Here is a 24,020-nt window from a genome sequence, read left to right on the forward strand (position 1 = left end):
GAGGTATCCCACCACCTTGAGTGGGTAAGGCTCCCAAGAGACTATTGGGTTGATAGGCCGGAGATGTAAGCCAGGTAACTGGTTCAGTCGACCGGTACTAATAGGCCGAGGGCTTAACCACCCTAAATTTATGAGCGCGTCCACTGTGTGATTCACAGCAAACGAACAACCAGAAACGCCGGCGACGGCGAGTCTGTTGGATTGTTCGTCACGCTGACAGCTGTTTCGGTGGTCATAGCGGAGGGGAAACGCCCGGTCTCATTCCGAACCCGGAAGCTAAGCCCTCCAGCGCCGATGGTACTGCACTCGGGAGGGTGTGGGAGAGTAGGACGCCGCCGGACTCAACGTGAAACAGTAGGCCCACCCCACACGGGGTGGGCCTACTGCTTTTCAGGCTCCAAAAACAATGGCCGCACCCGTCAGGGTGCGGCCATTTTTGTATGCGCGTTAGCGGGTCTCCGCGGCGTCACGAATGGTGCGCATGAGGCCGGCGGCCTCGGCCTCGGTGCGGTTGTTGAACATGGCGATGGCCAGGCTGCCGTGATCGGCCCAGCCGCACACGGTCAGGTCGCCGTCCGGGGTCTTGGTGATTCCGCACTTCATCACGCCGTCCAGCGGCCCCGGGTCGACGGAGCGGAGGCCGGTCACCGCCCCCTCCTTGTCGGAGATCAGCGACATCGCCGACTCGAGATCGCGCGACGGCGTCCAGATCAGGCCGGTGCCCCCGAGGAACAGCACGTCCTTGTCGCCGGTCTCCTGATAGACGGCGGCGACCGTACGGTCGAGATCGACCTCGGCGGCCAGGGCCGTCTGCAGATAGTCGGCCGTGGAGACGCCATTTTCCGAGCCGTCGACGCGGAGGTTGCCGATCTGCGGCGGGACCCTCAGGGTGGCGTCCTTCTGGGCGATGATGCGCCAGCTGGTGAAGCCGAGCGTCACCACGCCGGCCGTCGCGATCGCCAGCACGCCGACGATCAACACACGCCGTACGGGGAAACGGGTCTTGGGTTTGGCCTGACCCTCGGCGCCGTCGTCAACAGAGGGTGCATCGTGGGGCGGCGGAGTGCCGATGTCGATCTGATTGGGGCCGGGCTCGGGCATTGCAGGAGCGTAGCAAGCAGAGGCGATGCGAATTCGGGGTTCCGGCGCGGCATCCGTAGACTTGTCGGGTGACCGAGACGACCCAGAACCGCACCCCCGACAGCCGGCCCACCGGCGGCCTCTCCGCCCAGTATCAGCCGGGCGAGGTAGAGCAGCGGCGGTACGAGACGTGGGTAACCGAGGGTTACTTCACCGCCGACCCGGCGAGCGACAAGCCCGCGTTCTCGATCGTCATCCCGCCGCCCAACGTGACCGGCTCGCTGCACGTCGGGCACGCCCTCGACCACACCATCCAGGACACCCTGTCGCGGCTCAAGCGGATGCAGGGCTTCGAGGTGCTGTGGCTGCCGGGCATGGACCACGCGGGCATCGCCACACAGAACGTGGTGGAGCGTCAGCTCGCCGCGCAGCAGCTGTCCCGGCACGACCTCGGACGCGAGGACTTCGTACGGAAGGTCTGGGATTGGAAGGCCGAGTCGGGTGGCGCCATCCTCGGGCAGATGCGCCGGCTGGGCGACTCCGTCGACTGGTCGCGCGAGCGGTTCACGATGGACGAGGGGCTGTCCCGCGCCGTCCAGACGATCTTCAAGCGGCTCTACGACGACGAGCTGATCTATCGCGCGAACCGGATCATCAACTGGTGCCCGCGCTGCCTCACCGCGCTCAGCGACATCGAGGTCGAGCACACCGACGACGAGGGCGAGCTCGTCTCGATCCGCTACGGCGAGGGTGACAACTCGATCGTCGTGGCCACCACCCGGGCCGAGACGATGCTGGGCGACACCGCCGTGGCCGTCCACCCCGACGACGAGCGCTACAAGCACCTGGTCGGCACCGAGATCGAGCTGCCGCTCACCGGGCGGCGCATCCCGATCGTGGCCGACGAGCACGTCGACCCGTCCTTCGGCACCGGCGCGGTCAAGGTGACCCCGGCCCACGACCCGAACGACTTCGAGATCGGTCAGCGGCACGACCTGCCCAGCATCACCATGATGGACGAGCGCGCGGTCGTCACCGTGCACGGCCCGTTCGAGGGCCTCGACCGCTACGAAGCCCGTCCCGCGATCGTCGCCGCGCTGCGCGAGGAGGGCCGGATCGTCGCCGAGAAGCGGCCGTACGTGCACTCGGTCGGGCACTGCTCGCGCTGCAAGACCACCGTCGAGCCGCGGCTCTCGCTGCAGTGGTTCGTCAACACCGGCCCGCTGGCGAAGAAGGCCGGCGACGCCGTACGGGACGGCCGGGTCACGATCGAGCCGGCCGAGCTGTCCAAGCGTTATTTCGCCTGGGTCGACAACATGCACGACTGGTGCATCTCGCGTCAGCTGTGGTGGGGCCACCGCATCCCGGTGTGGTACGGGCCGGACGGCGAGACCGTCTGCGTCGGGCCGGACGAGGAGCCGCCCGCCGGCTACACCCAGGACGAGGACGTGCTCGACACCTGGTTCTCGTCGGCGCTGTGGCCGTTCTCGACCATGGGCTGGCCCGAGCAGACCGCCGAGCTGGCCAAGTTCTATCCGACCAGCGTGCTCGTCACCGGCTACGACATCCTGTTCTTCTGGGTCGCCCGGATGATGATGTTCGGGCTCTACGCGATGGACGACGTGCAGCCGTTCAACGTGGTCAACCTGCACGGCATGGTCCGCGACGGGCACGGCAAGAAGATGTCGAAGTCGTTCGGCAACGTGGTCGACCCGCTCGACTGGATCGACCGTTACGGCGCCGACGCCACCCGCTTCACGCTGGCCCGCGGGGCCAACCCCGGCTCCGACGTGCCGATCAGCGAGGAGTGGTGCCAAGGCTCGCGCAACTTCTGCAACAAGCTCTGGAACGCCACGCGGTTCGCGATGATGAACGGCGCGACGGTCGAGGGCGAGCTGCCGCCGGTCGACGAGCTGTCGGCGATCGACAAGTGGATCCTGTCGCGCCTGCAGCACGTGATCGGCGAGGTCGACGAGCAGTTCAAGGCGTACGAGTACGCGAAGGTCTGCGACACCCTCTACCACTTCGCGTGGGACGACGTCTGCGACTGGTATCTCGAGCTCAGCAAGCCGGTTCTGGCTTCCGGGAACGCCGAGGCCTCGAAGAGAGTGCTGGGTCATGTGCTCGACCAGCTGCTGCGGCTGCTGCACCCGGTCATCCCGTTCGTCACCGAGGAGCTGTGGATCGCCCTTACCGGCGGCGAGACGCTGGTCAAGGCGCAGTGGCCGGCGGCCGAGAAGGAGCTGATCGACGACTCCGCCGAGGAGGAGCTGGCCGCCCTGCAAAAGGTGGTCACCGAGGTCCGGCGGTTCCGCTCCGACCAGGGGCTCAAGCCGAGCCAGCGGGTCTCCGCGGCGCTCACCGGCCTGGGCAACGTCGGCATCGACACGCACGAGCCGCTGATCCGCTCGCTGGCCCGGCTCGACAAGCCCGGCCCCGAGTTCACGGCCACGGCGACGCTCGCGGTGTCCGGCGCGATCACGGTCGACCTCGACACCCGCGGCACGATCGACGTGGCGGCCGAGCGGGCCCGCCTCGAGAAGGACCGCGCCGCCGCCGAGAAGGAAGCGGCCCAGTGCCGGGGCAAGCTCGGCAACGAGTCGTTCATCGGCAAGGCGCCCGAGCAGGTCGTCGCGAAGATCAAGGACAGGCTGGCGACGGCCGAGGCTGATCTGGCGAGAATTGCCGCGGCCCTCGAAGCGTTGCCTACGGCATGAGCACATTCGCAGAGGTCGACGCCGCGCTCAACGAGCGCGGCTTCACCCGCATGGCGTTCGACATGCAGAAGATCCGGGACCTGATGGACGTGCTCGGCAGCCCGCAGCGGGCCTACCCGGCGATCCACCTGACCGGCACGAACGGCAAGACCAGTACGGCCCGCATGATCGACGCGGTGCTGCGGGCGCACGGCCTGCACACCGGGCGCTACACGAGCCCGCACCTCGAGACCGTACGGGAGAGGATCAGCCTCGACGGCGAGCCGATCAGCGAGGAGCGGCTGGCCGCCACGTACGACGAGGTCGCGCCGCTGGCCGAGCTGATCGACGCGCGCAACACCGAGTCGCTGACCTACTTCGACATGACCACCGCGCTGGCGTACGCGGCCTTCGCCGACGCCCCCGTGGACATCGCGGTCGTCGAGGTCGGGCTGGGCGGCGAGGAGGACGCGACCAACGTCATCGACGCCGGGGTGTGCGTGATGACCCCGATCGGGCTCGACCACACCGAGTGGCTCGGCGACACGATCGAGGACATCGCCTGGGCCAAGGCCGGCATCATCCACAAGGGCGCGACCGTGATCTCGGCGCTGCAGACCGAGGAGGCCATGCGGCCCATCCTCGAGCGCTGCGCCGAGATGAGCGCGACCCTGGCCCGCGAGGGCAGCGAGTTCGGCGTGATCGAGCGGACCCAGGCCGTCGGCGGGCAGCTGCTCACGCTGCAGGGGCTCGGCGGGGTGTACGACGAGATCTTCCTGCCGCTCTTCGGGGCGCACCAGGCGCAGAACGCGGCCCTGGCCTTGGCGGCGGTGGAGGCGTTCCTCGGGGCCGGGCCCAACAAGCAGTTGGAGCTGGACCTCGTACGGGAAGGCTTTGCGCAGGTCGACTCGCCCGGGCGGCTCGAACGGGTGCGGAGCGCGCCGACGATCCTGCTCGACGGGGCGCACAACCCGCACGGCATGGCGGCGACGGTCAGCGCGCTGGAGGAGGAGTTCTCGTTCCGGCACCTGGTCGCGGTGGTGGCAGTGCTCGGCGACAAGGACGTGTCGGGGCTGCTCGACCTGCTCGAGCCGGTGGCCGCGCGGATCGTGGTGACGCAGAACAGCTCGCCGCGGTCGATGCCGGTCGACGAGCTGGCGCAGCTGGCGACGGACATCTTCGGCGAGGATCGGGTGACGGTCGCGCAGACCATGCCGGACGCGATCGAGGAGGCCGTCGTGATCGCCGAGGAGGACACGTCCGGCGAGCTCAGCGGCGTCGGAGTGATCATCACGGGTTCGGTGGTCACGGTGGCCGACGCCCGGAAGCTGCTCAAGCGATGACCTCGCCCTCGCCCGGTGACGAGGCTCCGCGTTCGGGGCTGAAGAACCCCCAGGCCGCCGTACGGGGTCTGGGCGCGGGGACGCTCGTGCTGGAGTCCATCGTGCTGCTGCTCGGCATCCAGCCGATCCGGATCATGGGCGGCGACCTGAACGGCTGGGGCATCGCGTCGGTGATCGTCCTGGCCGTGCTGGCGGCGCTGCTCGCGGGCATGATGCGCCGCTCCTGGGCCTGGACGGCGGGCACCGTGCTGCAGGTGTTGCTGCTGGCCAGCGGGCTTTTTCACTGGTCGCTGGCGGTGCTGGGCCTGTTCTTCGGCGCGGCCTGGGTCTATGCCCTGTACGTGCGGAGGACCATCCTCGGATAGGCTGGCCCTCTGCGCGTCTTCTTCGGGTCAGTGGATGGCCCGCCACTGGGTGATGGCGATGTTGTGGCCGTCGGGGTCGGTAAACGCGGCCGACCACAGCTCGAGCCGGTCGCCCCGGTTGACCGGCTGCGGCGGGTGGACGAACTCGACCCCCTTGCCGACCAGCTCCTGATAGACCGCCTCGACGTCGCCGACCTCCAGGTTGAGATAGATCAGGCGGCCGGCCTCGGTCGACAGGTCGTGGACGGTGCGCAGCACCAGCCGGGTGTCGCCGGAGGCCAGCACGGCGCTGCCGTCGCCGCCGTCAATCTCGAAGAAGCCGAGGATGTCGCGGTAGAACGCCGTGGACCGGGCGAGGTCGGTGACCAGCACGGTGATGCCGACGCCGTAGATCGCACCCGCGGGGCCGGGACGGGCGCTCGGGTACGCGGTGATCACGTCGGCGGTGGTGTCGTCGGGCTCGGGGGTGCCGGCCAGGTCGGCCCAGGGGCCTCGGTCGCGGTCCCGGTCTTGGGCCGCCGCGGCGGCTGCGGCTGCGGCCAGGGCTGCCGCCGCGGGCGACGGCTTCGGGTGGGTGCCGCCGCCGGGATGCCCGGCCGCGCTTCCGGCTCCGCTTTCCGGCCCGGCCCCCGCGTCAGCTTGGTTTCCGGCTCCGCTTCCTGACCCGGCCCGTGCCTCGTTCTCGGCCCTACCCCCGGCTTTGCTTTCGTCGCCGGCTCCGCTTCCGGCTCTCGGGCCGACTTCGGATTCGGGCTGTTGGGCGGGTCCGGTGCTCGCCGTTAGGGGTGTGGAGCGGGCTCCTGTGGTGGGGTCGGACACCGATGGGGTGCCGTTGGTGCCGCGGGCGGCGGCGAAACCGGCCCCCGCTGCGGCGCTGGCGGCTGCTCCGGCTGCGGAGGCGGCTGCGGCGTCCGAAGGCCCTCCGGAGGTGCGGGCGGCTGCTCCGGCTGGGAAGGCTGCAGTGGTGTCTGACGGCGCTCCGGGTGTGCGGGTGGCTGCTCCGGCGGGAAAGGCTGCGCTGGTGTCCGAAGCGGCGCCGGGGGCGCGGGTAGCTGCTCCGGCTGGGAAAGCCGCAGTGGTGTCCGACGGTGCCGTAGTGGGGGCTGCTGTTGTGGCTGTCGGTGCCGCGGTGCTGGGGGCGCCTGGGGAGGGCAGCCGGGTCGAGTCTTCCTCGTCGAGAAGGGAGGACTCGAAGAACGGTGCCGCCTCGGCGGTCGGGGCCGCGCCGTGGGAGGGGGCCGGCTTCGCATCGCCGGGAGCGCGGGTGTCGTCGTCGCTCACCGGGATGTTGGGGGTGGGACGCGAGGACACCTCCTCGTCGGCCGCCCGTGGGGGCTCGTCGTCGCGGTCGGACTTGCTGACCATTCGGACCGCGGCCGCGGCGGCTGCTGCTACCGCGCCGACTGCGGTGGCGAAACGGCCGGTGTGTTTTTCGGGCTCCGGCGCCTCGTGCTCCTGGTCGCGGTCGGCTTCGTCCGGCTCGACACGGCCGGCTTCGGACAGGGGCTGGGTCGGCTCGTCGTCGGGCGTGGAGTCTGTTGGCGTCGGGCGACGCCGGCCCGTGAAGGCGTGGCCCTCCATCGCCGGCTCGGGGCCGTCGTACGCGATCGGCTGGGTCGGCTCGTCGTCCCGGCCCGACGGCTGAGGATGCGGGCTGTCGTAGGCGACCGGCTGGGTCGGCTCGTCGTCCTGGTCCGATGGCTGGGAGCGTGGGCTGCCGTAGGCGGTCGGCTCATCGTCCTGGTCCGACGGCCGGGGACGGGGGCTGCCGTAGGCGATTGGCTGGGTCGGAGTGTCGTCGTGGTCCGACGGTTGGGGACGCGGGGTCCCGTACGCGGTCGGCTCGGGGCGCGCGTCGTCGTGGTCCGCAGACTCGGGGCGGGGACTGCCGTACGCGGTCGGGGTGGGGCGTGTGTTCTCGTGCTCTGTCGGCTCGGAGTGGGGGCGTGGGCGGGGGGCCGGGTTGGTCATCTCGGGCTGGGGCATGGCGGCTTCGTGGGCCGCGTTGGAGATGAACCGGGTGGACGGGTGGATGTGGGCCGTGTCGTCGACGGGCGGGGCGATCAGGTCTTCCGACCTGGCCTGGGCGGCCGCCGGCGTGGACTCGGGCGCCGGGTCGGGATCGCCGTCCAGGGGGAGGTCGATCTCGTCGTGGGAGACCGGGGTGGGTGCCGTCGGGCGGGGACCGGACGGGGGTGGCGCGGTCGGCGGCGGAGTGGTCGGGTCGGGCGCGGTCGGGAACGATCCGATCCGTGACGGGCTCGGCGGGGTCGACGTCGCGGTGGGCTCGGGGCGCTGGTGGGGCGGCGGATCCTCCGGGGTGGAACCGTACGGGGCCGTGGGCCGATCTTGCGGCGCGGCGCGACCGGGCGGCGGCGGGTCGTCCAGGGGGATGTCGGTGACCAGCGCGTCGTCGGGGTGGGGCTCGCGCTGGGGCGGTGGCCCGGAGGGGGAGTGGTGCTCGGCGGTGGCTGTGGCGGCGCCGCCCCGGGCGCGGGGGCTGGGCCGCGAACCGGCCGGTCGGGAAGCAGCCGCACCAGCAGCGGCACCGGCCGCGGCGGCCCCGACGGTCGCGGTGGAAGTCGGCGCGGGACCGGCCGTGGAGTAACCCGGCCGATCGGAACCGGCGCCCGAGTAGCCAGGACGGTCAGGGTCTGCGTCGTCATAGGCGCCAGGAGCGGGGTCGGCATCGCTATAGCCGCCACGAGCATCGTCGGCGTCTCCATAGCCGCCACGAGGGGGGTCGGCCGCCCCAAAGCGGTCGGGGTCGGCCGCCCCAAAGCGGTCGGGGTCGGCTGCCGCAAAGCGGTCCGGCTCGTCCGAAATGTCCGGGTCGGTGTCCGAGGCGAAGCCGGGGGAGGCCGCGGCGCGGCGCGGAAGAGGGGACGGCTTGTCGTCGTGGTTGACGAACTCGCCCTCGACTATCGGGCCCGCCGGCGTGTCCCGGACCACGACCGGGCTCTCCGAATACTCCTCGGAATCCAGGCCGGACTCGAGGCGCGAGCCGCCACCGCCGGACGACGGCGGGGGCCCCGGAGGCGGCGGGGAGCTGCCGGGCGGCGGCGGGGGCGGCGGGTCGCCGTCGTCGCGCGACCAGGACCTGTCGCGGTTGGTCCACGGCGGCGGCTCGAGGTCGCCCAGCAGGTCGGCGTCGAGGTCGGCGTCGGGCTCGTCGTCGAAGTCGGCCGGGGGCGGGGGCGGATTCTCACCGCGCTCGCGGGGGGAGGCCTCGTCCCAGTTGATTTTGACGCGGCGCATGTCGTCGACGTCGACCGTGATGGGCAGGGTGTCGCCGGGCTCGGGCCACTTCACGACCGGGATGCGGGACTCGTTGATCTCGACCTCGCTCGTCGGCAGGCCGGGCGCGACGATCACCGCCTGGATCCGGGCCCGCCCGTAGACGGACGTCGTGGCCGGTGGCGGCGTGATCGACCGGACCTCGGCGCTGCCCGCGACCCAGGCCCGGGCGCCGCGGCGCACCACATTGACCACCCCGAGGGCCACCGCCAGGCCGAGCAGCGCGACCCCGAAGATGATCACCCCGAGGCTGGACATGCCGAATCCCAGCGCGACCACGAAGACCGCGATCGTGCCCGCGACCGCCGCGACCAGCTTCCGTGCCGGCGCGATCGGACGTCCGGTCTGGTTTGCCAATGTGGACCTCCCGCTCTACCCCGTCAGGTTATTGCCCGGCTCAGTGTGAGCGAAAGTGCGGTAGTACCGGCGTTGGCGCTCGCCGCATTCGCGGTACCGATAGGCTGAACGTAGCCCCTTAGCACCCATGGAGGACTAGTTGTCCAGCCCCACCGAGCGTTCGCTCGTGCTCCTCAAGCCCGACGCGGTCCGTCGCGGACTGCTCGGCGAGATCCTCGGCCGGTTCGAGCGTAAGGGCCTGGTGGTCGAGGCACTGGAGCTGCGCACGATGGATGCGACGCTCGCCGACCAGCACTACGCCGACCACGTGGAGAAGGCGTTCTATCCGCCGCTGAAGGAGTTCATGACCTCCGGGCCGCTGGTCGCGCTGGTGCTCGCGGGCGACGAGGTGATCGAGGTGGTGCGCGCGATGATCGGCTCGACCGACGGCCGCAAGGCGGCCGCCGGCACGATCCGGGGCGATTTCGCGCTGTCGAACCGGGAGAATCTGGTGCACGCCTCCGACTCGCCGGAGAGCGCCCAGCGCGAGCTCGCCCTCTGGTTCCCCAAGATCTAAAGCGCGTCGAGCGAGGCCCGCCGCCGGGACTCGACCTCGAAGATCTTCAGCAACGCGACGGCCGCGACCGCATAACCCGCCCCGACCAGCAATTCCTGGCCGAGCGCGGGCGCGGCCGCGGCCATTCCGTCTCCGGCCGCGAGCCGCCGGGCCGCCTCCGCCGCGTGCGTGATCGGCAGGAAGTGACCGACCGTCACCATCCAGCCGGGCAGCCCCGAGGCCGGCACGTTCACGCCGGTGAGCAGCAGCAACAGCGCGACCGAGACGTTCGAGACCACCCACACGTCGCGGAACCGTAGACCCAGCGCGCCCAGCGTCAACCCGAAGAACCCGCAGGCCAGCGACCCCGCGGCCATGGCCAGCAACAGCCCCGGCAGGGCGCCGAGCGGAATCCGCAGCCCGAGCAGGAGCGCGCCGACGGCGAGCGTGACCACGGCGATCAGAAGACCGTTTCCCGCGTACGGGAGAACTCGCCCCCAGAAAATCGCGGTGCGGCTGCGTGGGGAGAGCAGCACGTGCCCGAGCGTGCCGAAGCGGCGCTCGTTGGCGACCGCCATGGTGCCGCCGAAGACGCAGGCCAGCGAGGCGGTGAGCACCGCGTTGCCGACGATGTAGAACCGGTCGTCGGCGACCTGCAGCTGGCGCCCGAGATAGGCGAAGAAGAGCAGCTGGAACAGCGGGCCGACCAGCAACGTGCCGACGAACATGCCCGGCGTCGTCCAATTGAACAATGCCCGGTACGCGATCGTGCCGCCGACGGTCATCAAACGCAGCGTCTTCATGCGAGGCGCCTTTCGGGGTGGCTCAGTAAGTGAGTACTCACATCGTGGGGTGGGGTGGGGTGGGGTGCGGTCTGCGGCTGGTAAGTGAGTACTCACATCGCGGGCAGGCGTGCGGTTCGTAGTTGGTAAGTGAGTACTCATATCGCGAAGAGAGGCGCAGCCTGCGGCTGGTAAGTGAGTACTCACATCGTTGGGTGGGGTGCGGCCTGCGGCTGGTAAGTGAGTACTCACATCGCGAAGAGGGGGCGATCCCGCGGCATGTGAGTTCGGACTTACTAACGTGTCGGCGGCGGGCGGCGGGCGGCGGGCGGCGGGGTCATGCGAGGGCCAGCGTCGCTGCGGCGCGGGCGCGGCGTTCGACGTACGTAAGGGCCAGGCCGCCCAAGGCGAGGCAGAGCAGGCTGATGCCGAGGCAGACGGCGACCGACGGCCAGACCGGGCCGCCGCTGGTGGCCTCGCGCAGGGCCCGGGCGCCCCACGTCGTGGGCAGGATCGCGGCGATCGGGCCGGTCCAGGAGGGCAGCACGGTGATCGGCACGAGCATGCCCGAGACCAGCCAGACCGGATACTCGAGCGTGTTGGCCAGCGCGTTCGCGTTGCGCATGAGCACGAACGTGGCCGCCAGCAGCAGGCCGAACATGCCGAGCGCGAGCACGCAGACGACGGCCGCGACGACGAACGCCAGCGGGTGGGCGAAGTCGAGCCTGATGCCGTACAGGAAACGCCCCCAGACCAGTGTCGCGAGCAGCGCGTAAATGCCCGTCAGGCCCGTGGCGATCGTGATGGGGAGGATGACGAGGACGGGCCGCCGCGGGGCCAGCATGATCATTTCTAGGGTGCCCAGCCAGCGCTGGCTCTGGATCGCGCCGCCCGAGCCGAACAGCACTGACGACCAGATGCCCATCACGCCGGCGCCCACCGCGGCCTCGAGCAGGCGATGCTGTTCGCCGCCGGCCCGGAACAGATAGACCGCCAGGGTGGCCTGCACGATCGGCACGATCAGGGTGATCGCGATCTCGAAGGGGGAGCGGCTGATCTGCTTGATGTGCATGAGCGTGCCCACCGTGAGCACTCGCAGGACGCTCATGCCGCGCTCACGATCGCGACGTACGCGTCCTCGAGCGTGGGTTCCCGGCTATTCACCCGGCCGAGCCGGATCCCGGCCAGCTCACGCAGTACGTCACCCTGCACATCCACGTGAGCGTCGGAGTGGACGGTCAGCAGTTGCAGGGCCCCACGAGCCTCAACTGCGGTTTCCCGTACGCCCGGCAGCCCGCGCAGCGACTCCACCGCGCTCTCGGGCACGCCGTACGCCTCGACCTCGACGACCCGGCGCCCGTCCGCGCGGTGGCGCAGCTCGGCCGGCGTGCCCAGGGCTTGGATCTGCCCGTCGGCGATCACCGCGATCCGGTCGCACAGCTCGTCGGCCTCGGCCATGTAGTGGGTCGTGAGCAGCACGGTCGTGCCCGTCGCGGCCAGGTCGGCCACCGTGCGCCGCAGCTCGCGCGCGGCCACCGGGTCGACCCCGATCGAGGGCTCGTCGAGGAACAGCACGTCGGGCGAGTGCAGCAGCCCCCGCGCGATGTGCAGGCGCTGCCGCATGCCCCGCGAATATCCCTCGACCCGCTCGCCCTCGCGCCCGGCCAGCCCGACCAGGTCGAGCAGTTCGGCGATGCGGCGCTTCTGGTCGCGCGGCGCCACCCCGTACAGCTCGGCGAAGTAGCGCAGGTTGTCCAGCGCGGACAGGCGGTCGTAGAGCCCGCGGTCGCCGCCGAAGACGTAGCCGATCCGCCGGCGTACCTCCCGGGTGTCCTTCTCGACGTCGTGCCCGCAGACCCGGGCCGTGCCCGAGGTCGGGATGAGCAGCGTGTTGAGCAGTTTGATCGTCGTCGTCTTGCCGGCCCCGTTCGGCCCGAGCAGCCCGAACAGCTCGCCCCGGCCGACCGTGAACGTCACCCCGCGAACCGCCTCGACCTCGGTGCGCTTCGGCTTGAGCCAGCCCGTGCGCGCCTTGTACGTCCGGCGTAAGTCTTCTGCCTCGATGGCGTAGTCGCTCCCCATGCGCGGAACGCTAGGGAATCGACCGCGGTCTAGGAAACGAATTCGGTGCGGGCCGAATCCTCGCCGAGCAGTGTCACGAGGGCCGTCCCGGCCGGTTCGAGCCCGTAGAGCACCCGGCGCCCGGCCCGGCGGCGGTGCACGACCCCGGCCGCGAGCAGGCCCGCGAGGTGTTCCGAGATCGTGCTCGGGGCAAGCCCGAGGGCGGTGGCCAGGCCGGTCGTCGTGGCCGGGACGGTCAGCGCGCGCAGCACGGCGCTGCGGCCGCGGCCCAGCAGGATGGCGAGGCGGTCGTCGGCGGGCGGCACGGGCGTCTCGGCCAGCACCGCGGCGCCGCGCGACTGATACGTGACCATGACCAGGTCGGGCTGGTCGCAGGAGCACAGCAGCGCGCCCCGCGAGAAGATCAGCGGCACCAGCAGCAGCCGCTGGTTGACCGCCTCGAACGCCTGCTCCAGCGGCTTGACCAGGGTGAGCACGGGCCGTTCCCAGCGGACCCGCTCGTGCAGCTGGGACAGCAGCGCGTCCGGCCCGTCGGCGGCCAGCGCCCGCGCCCGCAGCAGCACTTCCTCGTCGAGCGCGGCCCGCATGGCCGGCCAATAGGGGGCGATCGCGGCGTCCCAGTACGCCCGGACGCCGTCGGCGAGCCGGTCGAGCGCCGCCTGCCGATCGTCGAGGAACGGCCGCAGCCCCGGCAGGACGTCGCCGTCCGGGTAGTGCTTGCCGATCTCGTGCTCGATCACCGCGGCCGGCGTGGAGCGCAGCTGGTCGAGCTGCTCGGCGATCGTCGGCATCGCCGTGAGAGGTGGCGGGCAGAGGAAGTCGGGCGACACCGAGGGCAGCGACAGATAGAGCGACACCGTCTCGGTCATGCCCCGGGCGCGGCGGGCCCACCCCTCGTACGGCCAGGGCACGGTTCCGGGGTTGCGTTGCAGCAGGCTGAGACTGCAGAACACCTCGGCCAACGGGCTGATCGCAATCCGTGTCCGCGACAGAGTCGGCTCATCAATCTCGATCCGGATCACACCCCGAATCCTAGATGCATCACGGCATGATCGATTTCCCTCACCCTTTACATGCGACTAGTGTGTACGGGGTGGTGGCCCTCCCGATCAGCAAAACCCAAATGGGCAAGCTGGGTGAACGGTTGCGCGACGCGCCGGAACCCGAGCCTCCCGACCTTGAGCTCCTCAAAGCGGTTCTGGCCGCCTACCGGGAGGCCTTGCAGATCGTCAACGCGCTTCTACGTGAGCTGGGTTTCCATCCGGTCAGCCGGCTGAAGATAACGGGCACGATTGTCGGGAAACTGCGCCGCGATCGGCGGTCGAGCCTGCGGACCATTCAAGATCTGGCGGGATCCCGCGTCGTTCTGGATGCGGATTTGATCGAGCAGGACCAGGCTGTGCAGGCCTTTTGCGAGGCTCTCGAGCGGCGGGGTTTCGGGCAGTCGGTCATCGATCGGCGCGCTGACCCGCGATCCGGCTATCGGGCGGTGCATGTCGTCGCGAAGATCGACGGCGTGCCGGTCGAAATTCAGTTCCGAACGGAGCTTCAGCACCTGTGGGCGCAGATGTTCGAGCGACTGGCCGACCTGTGGGGCCGCCAGATCCGCTATGACGGCGAGCCCGATCGGAACGACCGGGCGGACGGCGCCTGGGACATCAGGGGCCAGATGGTCGCCGATTTCCTCTCGTTCAGTCAGGACATAGCGATCACTGAGGCGCAGTTCGTGGACGCAAAAGCGAAGGTGGCCGACGGGGCTCGGGCGGTAGGCTCCGACTACGGGGAAGCCGCCTGGGACCGCCGCCGAGCCGTGGAGATCGTCCGGACGGCGTTCGCCACCTTGGCTGATGCGGCGGAGCGGGAAGGGAGGCCTCGATGAAGCACTACCTGCTGATTTTTGACCGGCTGCATGGAGAGTTGCTCGAGGAGCGGGAGTTCCTGGACGGCGACGAGGCGTTGGAGGCGCGTTTCGCGGCTGAGCGGGAAGGGCGGCCGAGCCATGTCGAGATCGTTGTGCTGAGCGCGGACTCGCGCGAGGACATTCGGCGCACGCATTCGCGGTACTTCATGAGCCTTGGGGAGATCGCTCGGGGTTGAGGGGATCACGGGGTGGTGTTCAGGGGTTGGCCATCCGGGAGTCATGCGGGATCGATAGGCATCAGAGTCATGACTTCGATCTCGCGACGGAATCTGCTTCGGGCCGGTGTGGCCGGTGGTGTGGTCAGTTTGGTCGGTGGGGCGCCGGCCTTCTCGTCGGCCGGGTCTCGGCCCGTGCTCACTCATGGCGTGCAGAGTGGTGATGCCTTAGCCGGGTCGGCCGTGGTGTGGAGCCGCGCCGATCGGCCGGGGCGGCTTTGGGTGCATGTCAGCAAGCGGCCCGATTTTCGTGGCGCGCGGGTGCTGCGGGGGCCCGTGGTCACGCCGGCGACCGACTTCACCGGCAAGCTGACCCTGCGGGGCCTGCCCGCGGGCGAGCGGCTTTATTACCGCGTACGAGCTGAGAGCCTGGAGCGCCCGGGTCTGTTCGGCGCGCCGGTCAGCGGGTCGCTGCGCACAGCACCCGTACGGCGTCAGGATGTTCGTTTCGTGTGGACCGGTGATGTGGCCGGGCAGGGATGGGGCATCGATCCCGCGTACGGGGGAATGAAGCTCTTCGAGTCGATGCGCCGCCGCCGGCCCGACTTCCTGCTGCACAGCGGGGACACGGTCTATGCCGACGGGCCGCTCGTCGAGTCGGTGACGCTGCCCGACGGGCGGATCTGGCGCAATCTGATCACCGAGGAGAAGCTCAAGGTCGCCGAGACGCTCAAGGAGTATCGCGGCCAGTACGCATACAACCTGCTCGACGACGCCTACAAGGCGTTCGCGGCCGAGGTTCCGCAGATCAACCAGTGGGACGACCACGAGGTCACCAACAACTGGTATCCGGGGGAGATCCTGGACGACGCCCGCTACACCGAGAAGCGGGTCGACGTGCTGGCCGAGCGCGCCCGGCAGGCCTATCACGAGTGGGTGCCGACGCCGATGCGGAGCGGCCCGGTCCACCGCAAGATCTCGTACGGGCCGCTGCTCGACATCTTCGTGCTCGACATGCGCACGTTCAAGGACGTCAACGACGGCAACACGTACGCCGACCCGAACCGTGGGCTGCTCGGGCGGGAGCAGCGGGAGTGGCTGATCCGGGGGCTGCGCGAGTCGCGCGCGACCTGGAAGGTGATCGCCAACGACCTGCCGCTCGGCCTGGTCGTGCCGGACGGCGCGACCGCGCAGGAGGGCGTGGCCCAGGGCGACCCGGGTGCGCCGAAGGGTCGCGAGCTGGAGTTCGCCCAGGTGCTGCAGTCGGCCCACCGGCGTGGCGTCACCGGCATCGTGCTGCTCACCGCGGATGTGCACTACACGCAGGCGGTCCACTACGACCCGGCCCGCGCGGCGGTTCAGGACTTCACGCCGTTCTGGGAGTTCGTGAGCGGCCCGGCCCACGCCGGCGCCTTCGGCCCGAACGCGCTCGACGCCACGTTCGGCCCGCAGACCGCTTTCGTGCACGCCCCGCCCGCGGCGAACACGTCCCCGGCCGACGGCTTCCAGCACTTCGGCGAGGTGGAGATCGACGCCGAGACCAAGGCGTTCACGGTCAACCTGCGGGACCGCGAGGGCGTGTCCCTCTGGAGCACGACCCTGCCCGCCCCGAGGCGCTGAAATACGGCGACGGCCGGTATCGTTGTCTGAGCGCAGGCGACGATCCGGCCATCACCGGGGAGCTTCCGGAAGAACGGACCTGACGGTCTTAGTAGAGCCGGGCGGGGGCGACCCGAAAATGAGCGGGCGGAGAGATCCGTCAAGCGAGGTGGTACCGCGGGCCTGAGGGCTCGTCCTCGCAGTCCGACGACTGCTACGAGGAGAACCACCGACCATGGCCTATCCGAAGCACACCGACGCCGCGGGCGTGCCGGCCAGCCCCGACCTGCCCGCCGTCGAGCGCGCCGTCCTCGAGCACTGGGCCGCCGACAAGACGTTCGAGGCGTCGGTCGAGCAGCGTCCGGCCGGCACGAACGGCAGCAACGAGTACGTCTTCTACGACGGCCCGCCGTTCGCCAACGGGCTGCCGCACTACGGGCACCTGTTCACCGGCTACGTCAAGGACCTGGTGCCGCGCTATCAGGCCATGCGGGGCAAGCACGTGGAGCGCCGCTTCGGCTGGGACACCCACGGGCTGCCGGCCGAGGTCGAGGCCGAGAAGCAACTCGGCATCACCACGAAGGCGCAGATCGTCGAGCTCGGCATCGACAAGTTCAACGAGGCCTGCCGCAGCTCGGTGCTGGCCTACACCAAGGACTGGGAGCGGTACGTCACGCGTCAGGCCCGGTGGGTCGACTTCTCGAACGACTACAAGACCCTCGACCCCAGCTACATGGAGTCGGTCATGTGGGCGTTCAAGACGCTGCACGACAAGGGCCTGGTCTACGAGGGCTTCCGGGTGCTGGCCTACTGCTTCCGGTGCGAGACGCCGCTGTCGAACACCGAGACGCGGATGGACGACGTCTATCGGGATCGCACCGACCCGGCGCTGACGGTCACGTTCCGGTTGGAGACGGGCGAGGACATCGCGGTGTGGACGACCACGCCGTGGACCCTGCCGTCCAACCTGGCCCTCGCCGTCGGGCCCGACATCGAGTACGCGATCCTGGCCAACCCCGAGGGCCGCAAGGTCATCCTGGGGGCGGGGCGCGTGGCCGCGTACGGGAAAGAACTTGAGGGTTTCGAGAAGGTCGGCAGCGTCACCGGGCGCGAGCTGGCCGGGCGGAAGTACACGCCGCTGTTCGATTTTCTGGTCGAGCAGGGCGGGCCGAACGCGTTCCAGGTGCTCGCGGCCGACTACGTCAGCGACGAGGACGGCACCGGCGTCGTGCACCAGGCGCCCGCCTTCGGCGAGGACGACCAGAACGTCTGCAACGCGGCCGGCATCCCGACGATCGTGACCGTCGACGACCACACCCGCTTCACCGCGCTCGTGCCCGACTGGCAGGGCGTGCAGGTGTTCGAGGCCAACAAGCCGATCATCGCCGTGCTCAAGCAGAACGGCGTCGTATTGCGGCACGAGGGCTACACGCACTCGTACCCGCACTGCTGGCGCTGCGACACTCCGCTGGTCTACAAGGCGGTGTCGTCGTGGTTCGTGGCCGTCACGAAGTTCCGCGACCGCATGGTCGAGCTCAACCAGGAGATCACCTGGACGCCGGCCCACATCAAGGACGGCTCGTTCGGCAAGTGGCTGGCCAACGCGCGCGACTGGTCGATCTCGCGCAACCGGTTCTGGGGCTCGCCGATCCCGGCCTGGAAGTCCGACGACCCCAACTACCCGCGGGTCGACGTCTACGGCTCGTTCGCCGAGATGGAGAAGGACTTCGGGGTCAAAATCGAAGACCTGCACCGCCCGTACGTGGATGAGCTGACCCGCCCCAACCCGGACGACCCGACCGGCAAGTCGACCATGCGGCGCGTGCCCGAGGTGCTCGACTGCTGGTTCGAGTCGGGGTCGATGCCGTTCGCGCAGGTGCACTACCCGTTCGAGAACAAGGACTGGTTCGAGCACCACTACCCGGGCGACTTCATCGTCGAATACATCGGCCAGACCCGCGGCTGGTTCTACACCATGCACGTGCTGGCCACGGCCCTGTTCGACCGGCCCGCGTTCCGCAACTGCCTGAGCCACGGCATCCTGCTCGGCGAGGACGGGCGCAAGATGTCCAAGTCGCTGCGCAACTATCCGGACGTCTACAAGGTCTTCGACTCGTACGGGTCGGACGCCATGCGCTGGATGCTCATGTCGTCGCCGGTGCTGCGGGGCGGGGACATGCCGGTCACCGAGGTGGCGATCCGGGATTCCGTACGGCAGGTCCTCTTGCCGCTCTGGAATGTCTGGTACTTCTTCTCGCTTTACGCCAACGCTTCGTCGCACGTCGCAACGTTTCGGACAGATTCCCCGGACCTGCTCGATCGTTATGTGCTGGCCAAGACCAATGAGCTCGTCACCGACGTACAGCGCCAAATGGACGAGTACGACATCTCGGGCGCGGCGGCGAGCGTCAGGTCCTTCCTCGACGCCCTGACCAACTGGTACGTCCGCCGCTCGCGGGACCGGTTCTGGGCGGGTGACACCGACGCGTTCGACACCCTGGCCACGGTGCTCGAAACGCTGTGCCGCGTGGTCGCCCCGCTCGCCCCGCTGACCGCCGAGGAGATCTGGCGCGGCCTGACCGGCGGCCGCTCGGTGCACCTGACCGACTGGCCTGCCGCCGCGGACTTCCCGGCCGACCACGACCTGGTCGCCTCGATGGACGCCATCCGCGAGGTCGCCTCGGCCGCCCTGTCGCTGCGCAAGGCCCGGGGCCTGCGCGTCCGGCTGCCGCTGGCCAAGCTGACCGTGGCCACCGCCGACGCGGTGAATTTGCGGAGCCTGAGCGACCTGGTGGCCGACGAGGTCAACGTCAAGGAGGTCGTGTTCACCGACGACGTGGCCGCGTACTGCGAGCAGGTGCTGACCGTCGTGCCCCGGGTCCTCGGCCCGCGCGTCGGCAAGCAGGTGCAGCAGGTCATCAAGGCCGTCAAGGCGGGCGAGTGGCAGCTCGTGGACGGCGCCCCGGTCGCGGCCGGCGTCACCCTGGCCGAGGGCGAGTACGAGCTCAAGCTGGTCGCCGCGGACGTCGAGAACTCGGCGCCGCTGCCCGCCGGCGGGGGTGTCGTGGTGCTCGACACGGCGGTCACCGGCGAGCTGGCGGCCGAGGGCCTGGCCCGCGACGTGATCCGGGTGGTGCAGCAGGCCCGGCGCGACGCCGGTCTCGACGTGTCGGACCGGATCTCGCTGGTCGTCTCGGCCGCCGAACCCGTACGGGCCGCCGTCGAGGCGCACCGCGAGTTCGTGGCCGGGGAAACCCTGGCGACCTTGCTCGCGACGGCGGAAGCTGGGGAGAGTGGCTTCGCCGGCGAGGTCGGCGAGGGCGATCAGGTGACCGTACGGGTGGCCAAAGCCGTGTGAATCCAGCTACTCGGCCCGGGCATTTGCCGCCTCTGCGAAGAATGTCCGGGCCGGTCGGCGGGATCGACAGGGACTTCCGGGTTTCCCTCCGGTAACCTGACCGCGCTCCCCACACGTTTGCGCTCGTCCTTTGTCCCCGGAGGAACCTCAGTTGCCGCTGCTCTACACGATCGGCAAGCTCACCGTCGGCAACGCGATGATGCTCGGCTGGCGCCCGCGCGTCGAGGGTCTCGAATACATCCCCAGGACCGGCGGCGTGATCTTCGCCGGCAACCACCTCTCCGTCGCCGACGAGCTTTTCCTCGGCTCGGCGCAGCCCCGCCACCTGGCCTTCTGGGCGAAGTCGGACTACTTCGACGGCACCGGCGTCAAGGGCTGGCTCAACCGCAACCTGATGCACGGGCTCGGCGCCATCCGGGTCGAGCGCGGCGGGGGCCGGGCCGCCCTGACCGCCTTCGACGGCGCGATCCCGGTGCTCAAGGCGGGTGACGCGGTCGCCATCTATCCCGAGGGCACGCGCTCGCCCGACGGCAAGCTCTATCGCGGCCGTACGGGTGCGGCCCGGCTCGCGGTGGCGGCCGGGGTGCCGATCATCCCGGTCGGCATGATCGGCACCGAGAAGGTGCAGCCCATCGGTCAGCTCCTGCCCAAGCCGGCCCGCGGTGTGGTCACGGTCAAGTTCGGCAAGCCGATCGACCCCGAGGGCCGCGCCGACGACCGCACCTCGCTGCGCACGCTGACCGACGAGTTGATGGCCGAGATCCAGAAGCTGACCGGCCAGGAGTACGTGCCGCGCTACGCCCCGGCCAAGCCCGCGAAGGAGTAGGGCCTAGGGCGCCCGTGACCCGCGCGCCTGCTCCTGCTCGACGAGCGCCTCGACGTCGCTGAGCCGGCGCAGGCCGTTCAGCGGCTGCCGCATGCGGTGATTGCCGGTGAGCGCCTGCTCGTTGCGCGCGAGGAAGGCCCAGTAGCCGGCCGTGTACGGGCACGCGTCGTCGCCGACCCGCACCTTGGGGTCGTACCGGCAGCCGCCGCAGTAGTCGCTCATCCGGTTGATGTAGGCGCCCCCACCCGCGTACGGCTTGGAGCTCATCCGGCCGGCGTCGGCGAACTGGCTCATGCCGATCACGTTGGCCGTCATCACCCACTCGTAGCCGTCGACGAAGCTGCGGTGGAACCAGTCGGCCATCGCCCCGGGCCGCCAGCCGCGCTGCATGGCGTAGTTGCCCAGCACCATCAGCCGCGGGATGTGATGCACCCAGCCGCGGTCGCGCACCCCGGCCAGCACGTCGGACAGGCAGCGCGCCTCGACCGCGTCCGCGTCGAGGTCGGCGAACCAGCGCGGCAGCTCCTTGCGGGCCCGCAGCTCGTTCGAGGCCCGGTAGTCCGGCTCGAAATACCAGTACAGATGCCAGATGAAGTCGCGCCAGCCGACGATCTGCCGCACGAACCCCTCCACGCTCGCCAGCGGCGCACTTCCTTCCCGGTACGCCTTCTCGGCCCGCTCGACGACCTCGAGCGGGTCGAGCAGCCCCAGGTTGATGGGCGCGCTGAGCAGGCTGTGGCTCATCCACAGGTCACCGGCCAGCATGGCGTCCTCGTACGGGCCGAACGGGGACAGCCGGTGGGTGACGAAATGCCGGAGCCGGGCCAGCGCCTCGCGGCGGGTCGCCGGGAACAGCCGAGGGCCGTCGCGGCCGACGAACTCGATGCCGTCGTCGCGCTCCCAGCGGTCGAGGTCGGCCCGCACCTGCTCGTCGATCTCGTCCTCGACGATCGCGGGCGGCTCGGGGACGTCCAGGGTCTTCGTGTTGCGCGGCGGCGGCTCCCGGTTGTCGTGGTCGAGATTCCACTTGCCGCCGGCCGGCTCCTCGCCGTCCATCAGCAGGCCGTGCCGCTGCCGGGCGTCCCGATAGAAGTCCTCCATGCGCAGGTGGTCGCGGCCGCGGGCCCAGGCGGTGAAGTCGGCCGGGGCGGTCACGAAGCCGCGCGGCGGCAGCATCTCGACGACGCTGGGCAGCCGGGTGACCAGGGCGCGGGCGGCCCGGGAGGTGGGGTGGCAAACGGTCACCTTCTCCGTGATCGCCTCGGCGTACGTCTCCGCCTTGATCAGCCGGACGTTGTCGTCGAGGGCCCGGTGACGCAGCGCGGACAGGATCAGGTGGGCCTTCTGCCGGTGGAACGCGCGGCGCCGGAACACCGCCTTCGACTCCACGAGCAGCGCCTCCTGCCCCGGCGCGTCGAGGAAGTGCGGGCCGAGCTGATCGGCGAACAGCCAGCGTGCGGTCATCCCGCCATCGTGCCCTGGATGGCCGCGATCAACCGGCGGTCAGCACTTCTTCGCGCAGCCGGGCGACCAGTTCGGCGCTGTCGCTGATCGAGCGGCGGGTCAGCAGCACGGTGGCCGAGCTGCCGTGGTCGGCCCAGGTGCAGACGACCACCGAGGTGCCGTTGTCGCGGCCGGCCCCGCAGCGCTCGTGCGCGCCGAACTCGCCCAGGTCGAACGACTGCACGTCCTTCAGGTCGTATTCGGCGGCGGCCTGCTCGATGCGCGTGCGCACGTCGGTGCCCGGGGTGAGCCGGAAGCCGGTCTCGCCGAACACGGTGACCCGCTTGCCGCGGGCGTCGCGGTAGACGCCGGCGAAACCGCTCGGGCCGGTCTCCTCGGTGTCGCGCAGCCGCAGGTCGGAGAACGAGTCCGGCAGCGCGGCGGTCACCGGATATTGGTCGGCGGCGGACGACTGCGTCCAGGCGAACGGGAGGCCGCAGCAGCAGACCACGCCGATCAGGCTCAGCAGGGCCAGGCGGCGGCCCCAGCGGCGCTTGCGGCGGGGCGGGGGCAGCGGGCGGGCGGGTTGCCGCGGGGCCCAGGGCGGCGCGGCCGGCAGGGGGCGGCCGTTGACGATCGGGCCGGGCGGCGGACCCGGCGGCGTGGGCGGCCGGGTCTGGACGGGCAGGCGGTTGGCGGTGGCCTGCGGGGCGTTCTTGAGCCGCTTGCGCTCCTTGCGCGAGAGTTTCGGCGCGTTCGTGGTGGGCGGCTGCGGCGCCGGGGCGGGCGGCCGGTTGATCGGCTTGCTGACCGGCGGGGGAGGCGGCGGGGCCGGAGCCGCGGGCGGCTCGACTCGGGTGGGGTCCGGCGTCCGCGGCTGCGGCGGGGGCAGCGGCGGGGCCGGTTTTGGGGTCGCCGCCTCGGCCTCGGTGCCCGTCAGGTCGACCGCGAACGAGTCCCACGGCGTGTCCTGATCGGCCCACGGGTCGACGGCGGGGGTGGTGGCCCAGTGATCGTGCGGCTCGGCCGGCGGCGGTGCCTGCGGCGGTTCGTTGCGCCGCCACCACTGCTTCTTGGGGGCCGGCTCGGGCACGGCCGCCGAGCCGCTCCAGCGCACCGGCGCGTCCACCGTGGAGGGTTCCGAGCCGGTGTCCACCCGGGTCGGGTCGGGCACTCCGTTCGCCGGTCGAGTTTCCTCCGGCTGCGGGTCGGCCATCCGTCGATCTCCTTCACTGCCGGGTTGTCCCCGGCGGGGCGGTCAACTCCCAGGTTAGAGGCGGTGTGCCACCCGCGGCCTCGGTCCTGGGACCGGACTCGCGATACAAATGCCGGACAACCTGGGCGATGTGCAAGACGCTTCGGAGCCGTATGGTTACCGGGACATGAGAACGACACAGAGAAATGCCGTCACCCTGACCGGAAATTCCGCCGGTCAGCCGATGGTGTTCGCCCACGGCTATGGCTGCGACCAGAACATGTGGCGCCTCGTCGCTCCCGCCTTCGCGGACTCGCACCGGCTCGTCCTTTTCGACCACGTCGGCAACGGAAAATCCGACCTGTCGGCCTATGACGACGACCGCTACTCCTCGCTCGACGGCTACGCCGACGACATCCTCGAGATCCTGCACGAGCACGACCTGTGGGACGTCGTCTTCGTCGGGCACTCGGTCAGCGCCATGATCGGCGTGCTGGCCTCGATCAAAGAGCCGGAGCGGTTCGCGCGCCTGGTGCTCGTGGGTCCCTCGCCGCGCTACATCAACGAGCCCGCCGAGGGTTACGTGGGCGGCTTCGACCGGCCCGACATCGACGGGCTGCTCGACTCGCTCGACAGCAACTATCTCGGCTGGTCGAGCACGATGGCGCCGGTGATCATGGGGAACCCGGATCGGCCCGAGCTCGGCGCCGAGCTGACCAACAGCTTCTGCCGCACGGATCCCGAGATCGCGAAGAAGTTCGCCCGGGTCACGTTCCTCTCCGACAACCGCGACGACCTGCTCAAACTGCGTACGCCGGCCTTGATCCTGCAGTGTATGGACGATGTCATCGCGCCGGCCGTGGTCGGCGACTACGTCCACAAGCACACCGCCGGGAGCACCTTCGTTCAGCTGAACGCGACGGGACACTGTCCCAACCTGAGCGCGCCGGAAGAGACGATCAACGCCATGAAGGCTTGGCTTTAGA

Annotated in this window: 18 protein-coding genes and 2 rRNA genes; 12 read left to right on the forward strand and 8 right to left on the reverse strand. The window is 70.2% G+C overall.

Going from position 1 to position 24,020, the window contains the following annotated elements; genetic code table 11:
* Both JKJ07_RS17315 and rrf read left to right on the forward strand, forming a co-directional pair.
* Nucleotides 1–121 (forward strand): 23S ribosomal RNA (locus tag JKJ07_RS17315); the annotation flags it as partial.
* Between the two features lie 103 nt (nt 122–224).
* Nucleotides 225–341, forward strand: a 5S ribosomal RNA gene (rrf, locus tag JKJ07_RS17320).
* Nucleotides 342–447: 106 nt separating this feature from the next.
* On the opposite strand, the gene JKJ07_RS17325 is transcribed toward rrf, so the two are convergent.
* Nucleotides 448–1,101: a hypothetical protein gene (locus tag JKJ07_RS17325; RefSeq protein WP_202992637.1), complete on the reverse strand. Its 654-nt coding sequence runs from the start codon at nt 1,099–1,101 to the stop codon at nt 448–450.
* 68 nt (nt 1,102–1,169) lie between these two features.
* Between JKJ07_RS17325 and JKJ07_RS17330 the strand changes: the two genes are divergently transcribed.
* Genes JKJ07_RS17330 through JKJ07_RS17340 form a run of 3 tightly spaced genes read left to right on the forward strand, consistent with a single transcriptional unit; the run spans nt 1,170 to nt 5,484 of the window.
* Nucleotides 1,170–3,797 (forward strand): valine--tRNA ligase, encoded by a 2,628-nt coding sequence (locus JKJ07_RS17330; protein ID WP_202992638.1) that lies wholly within the window; start codon nt 1,170–1,172, stop codon nt 3,795–3,797.
* Nucleotides 3,794–5,119 (forward strand): bifunctional folylpolyglutamate synthase/dihydrofolate synthase, encoded by a 1,326-nt coding sequence (locus tag JKJ07_RS17335; protein WP_202992639.1) that lies wholly within the window; start codon nt 3,794–3,796, stop codon nt 5,117–5,119. Before JKJ07_RS17330 ends, JKJ07_RS17335 begins: the two co-directional genes overlap by 4 nt.
* Nucleotides 5,116–5,484 (forward strand): DUF4233 domain-containing protein, encoded by a 369-nt coding sequence (locus tag JKJ07_RS17340; protein WP_202992640.1) that lies wholly within the window; start codon nt 5,116–5,118, stop codon nt 5,482–5,484. Before JKJ07_RS17335 ends, JKJ07_RS17340 begins: the two co-directional genes overlap by 4 nt.
* Before the next feature lie 27 nt (nt 5,485–5,511).
* Here JKJ07_RS17340 and JKJ07_RS49920 read toward each other — a convergent pair whose 3' ends face one another.
* Nucleotides 5,512–9,138 (reverse strand): VOC family protein, encoded by a 3,627-nt coding sequence (locus JKJ07_RS49920; RefSeq protein ID WP_236029283.1) that lies wholly within the window; start codon nt 9,136–9,138, stop codon nt 5,512–5,514.
* A gap of 139 nt (nt 9,139–9,277) precedes the next feature.
* On the opposite strand from JKJ07_RS49920, the gene ndk reads away from it, so the two are divergent.
* Nucleotides 9,278–9,694 carry a nucleoside-diphosphate kinase gene (gene ndk, locus JKJ07_RS17350; protein ID WP_202992641.1) on the forward strand — a complete coding sequence of 139 codons (417 nt, stop codon included), beginning with the start codon at nt 9,278–9,280 and terminating at the stop codon, nt 9,692–9,694.
* Here ndk and JKJ07_RS17355 read toward each other — a convergent pair.
* From JKJ07_RS17355 to JKJ07_RS51760, 4 genes are all read right to left on the reverse strand, one after another.
* Nucleotides 9,691–10,476, reverse strand: a complete 786-nt coding sequence (locus tag JKJ07_RS17355; protein WP_202992642.1) for an ABC transporter permease — start codon at nt 10,474–10,476, stop codon at nt 9,691–9,693. The genes ndk and JKJ07_RS17355 overlap by 4 nt on opposite strands.
* 316 nt (nt 10,477–10,792) lie before the next feature.
* Nucleotides 10,793–11,563 (reverse strand): ABC transporter permease, encoded by a 771-nt coding sequence (locus tag JKJ07_RS17360; protein WP_202992643.1) that lies wholly within the window; start codon nt 11,561–11,563, stop codon nt 10,793–10,795.
* Complete coding sequence (locus JKJ07_RS17365; RefSeq protein WP_236029284.1) at nt 11,560–12,537, reverse strand: ABC transporter ATP-binding protein; 978 nt, start codon at nt 12,535–12,537, stop codon at nt 11,560–11,562. The genes JKJ07_RS17360 and JKJ07_RS17365 overlap by 4 nt, the downstream gene beginning before the upstream one ends.
* A gap of 29 nt (nt 12,538–12,566) precedes the next feature.
* Nucleotides 12,567–13,559 carry an ArsR/SmtB family transcription factor gene (locus tag JKJ07_RS51760; RefSeq protein WP_202992644.1) on the reverse strand — a complete coding sequence of 331 codons (993 nt, stop codon included), beginning with the start codon at nt 13,557–13,559 and terminating at the stop codon, nt 12,567–12,569.
* Between the two features lie 71 nt (nt 13,560–13,630).
* On the opposite strand from JKJ07_RS51760, the gene JKJ07_RS17375 reads away from it, so the two are divergent.
* The 5 genes from JKJ07_RS17375 (at nt 13,631) to JKJ07_RS17395 (ending at nt 20,396) form a co-directional block, all read left to right on the forward strand.
* Entirely contained in the window at nt 13,631–14,416 is a 786-nt protein-coding gene (locus JKJ07_RS17375) for a RelA/SpoT domain-containing protein (protein ID WP_202992645.1), read from the forward strand.
* A complete protein-coding gene (locus JKJ07_RS17380) occupies nt 14,413–14,634 on the forward strand; it encodes a hypothetical protein (protein ID WP_202992646.1) in 222 nt (73 codons plus the stop codon). The genes JKJ07_RS17375 and JKJ07_RS17380 overlap by 4 nt, the downstream gene beginning before the upstream one ends.
* 69 nt (nt 14,635–14,703) lie before the next feature.
* Nucleotides 14,704–16,233, forward strand: coding sequence for an alkaline phosphatase D family protein (locus JKJ07_RS17385; RefSeq protein ID WP_202992647.1), 1,530 nt, complete (start codon nt 14,704–14,706; stop codon nt 16,231–16,233).
* A gap of 214 nt (nt 16,234–16,447) precedes the next feature.
* Nucleotides 16,448–19,570, forward strand: coding sequence for an isoleucine--tRNA ligase (ileS, locus tag JKJ07_RS17390; RefSeq protein ID WP_202992648.1), 3,123 nt, complete (start codon nt 16,448–16,450; stop codon nt 19,568–19,570).
* A 151-nt stretch (nt 19,571–19,721) separates the two neighbouring features.
* On the forward strand, nt 19,722–20,396 hold the full coding sequence (locus JKJ07_RS17395; protein ID WP_202992649.1) for a lysophospholipid acyltransferase family protein: 675 nt from the start codon (nt 19,722–19,724) through the stop codon (nt 20,394–20,396).
* A 3-nt stretch (nt 20,397–20,399) separates the two neighbouring features.
* Here JKJ07_RS17395 and JKJ07_RS17400 read toward each other — a convergent pair whose 3' ends face one another.
* Together JKJ07_RS17400 and JKJ07_RS17405 are read right to left on the reverse strand one after the other, a co-directional pair.
* Entirely contained in the window at nt 20,400–21,860 is a 1,461-nt protein-coding gene (locus JKJ07_RS17400) for a cryptochrome/photolyase family protein (RefSeq protein WP_202992650.1), read from the reverse strand.
* A 28-nt stretch (nt 21,861–21,888) separates the two neighbouring features.
* Complete coding sequence (locus tag JKJ07_RS17405) at nt 21,889–23,055, reverse strand: hypothetical protein (RefSeq protein ID WP_202992651.1); 1,167 nt, start codon at nt 23,053–23,055, stop codon at nt 21,889–21,891.
* A gap of 166 nt (nt 23,056–23,221) precedes the next feature.
* Between JKJ07_RS17405 and JKJ07_RS17410 the strand changes: the two genes are divergently transcribed.
* Nucleotides 23,222–24,019 (forward strand): alpha/beta fold hydrolase, encoded by a 798-nt coding sequence (locus JKJ07_RS17410; protein ID WP_202992652.1) that lies wholly within the window; start codon nt 23,222–23,224, stop codon nt 24,017–24,019.
* Nucleotide 24,020 lies beyond the last annotated feature (1 nt).

This window comes from Paractinoplanes lichenicola (genome assembly GCF_016785085.1).
GTDB lineage: Bacteria > Actinomycetota > Actinomycetes > Mycobacteriales > Micromonosporaceae > Actinoplanes > Actinoplanes lichenicola.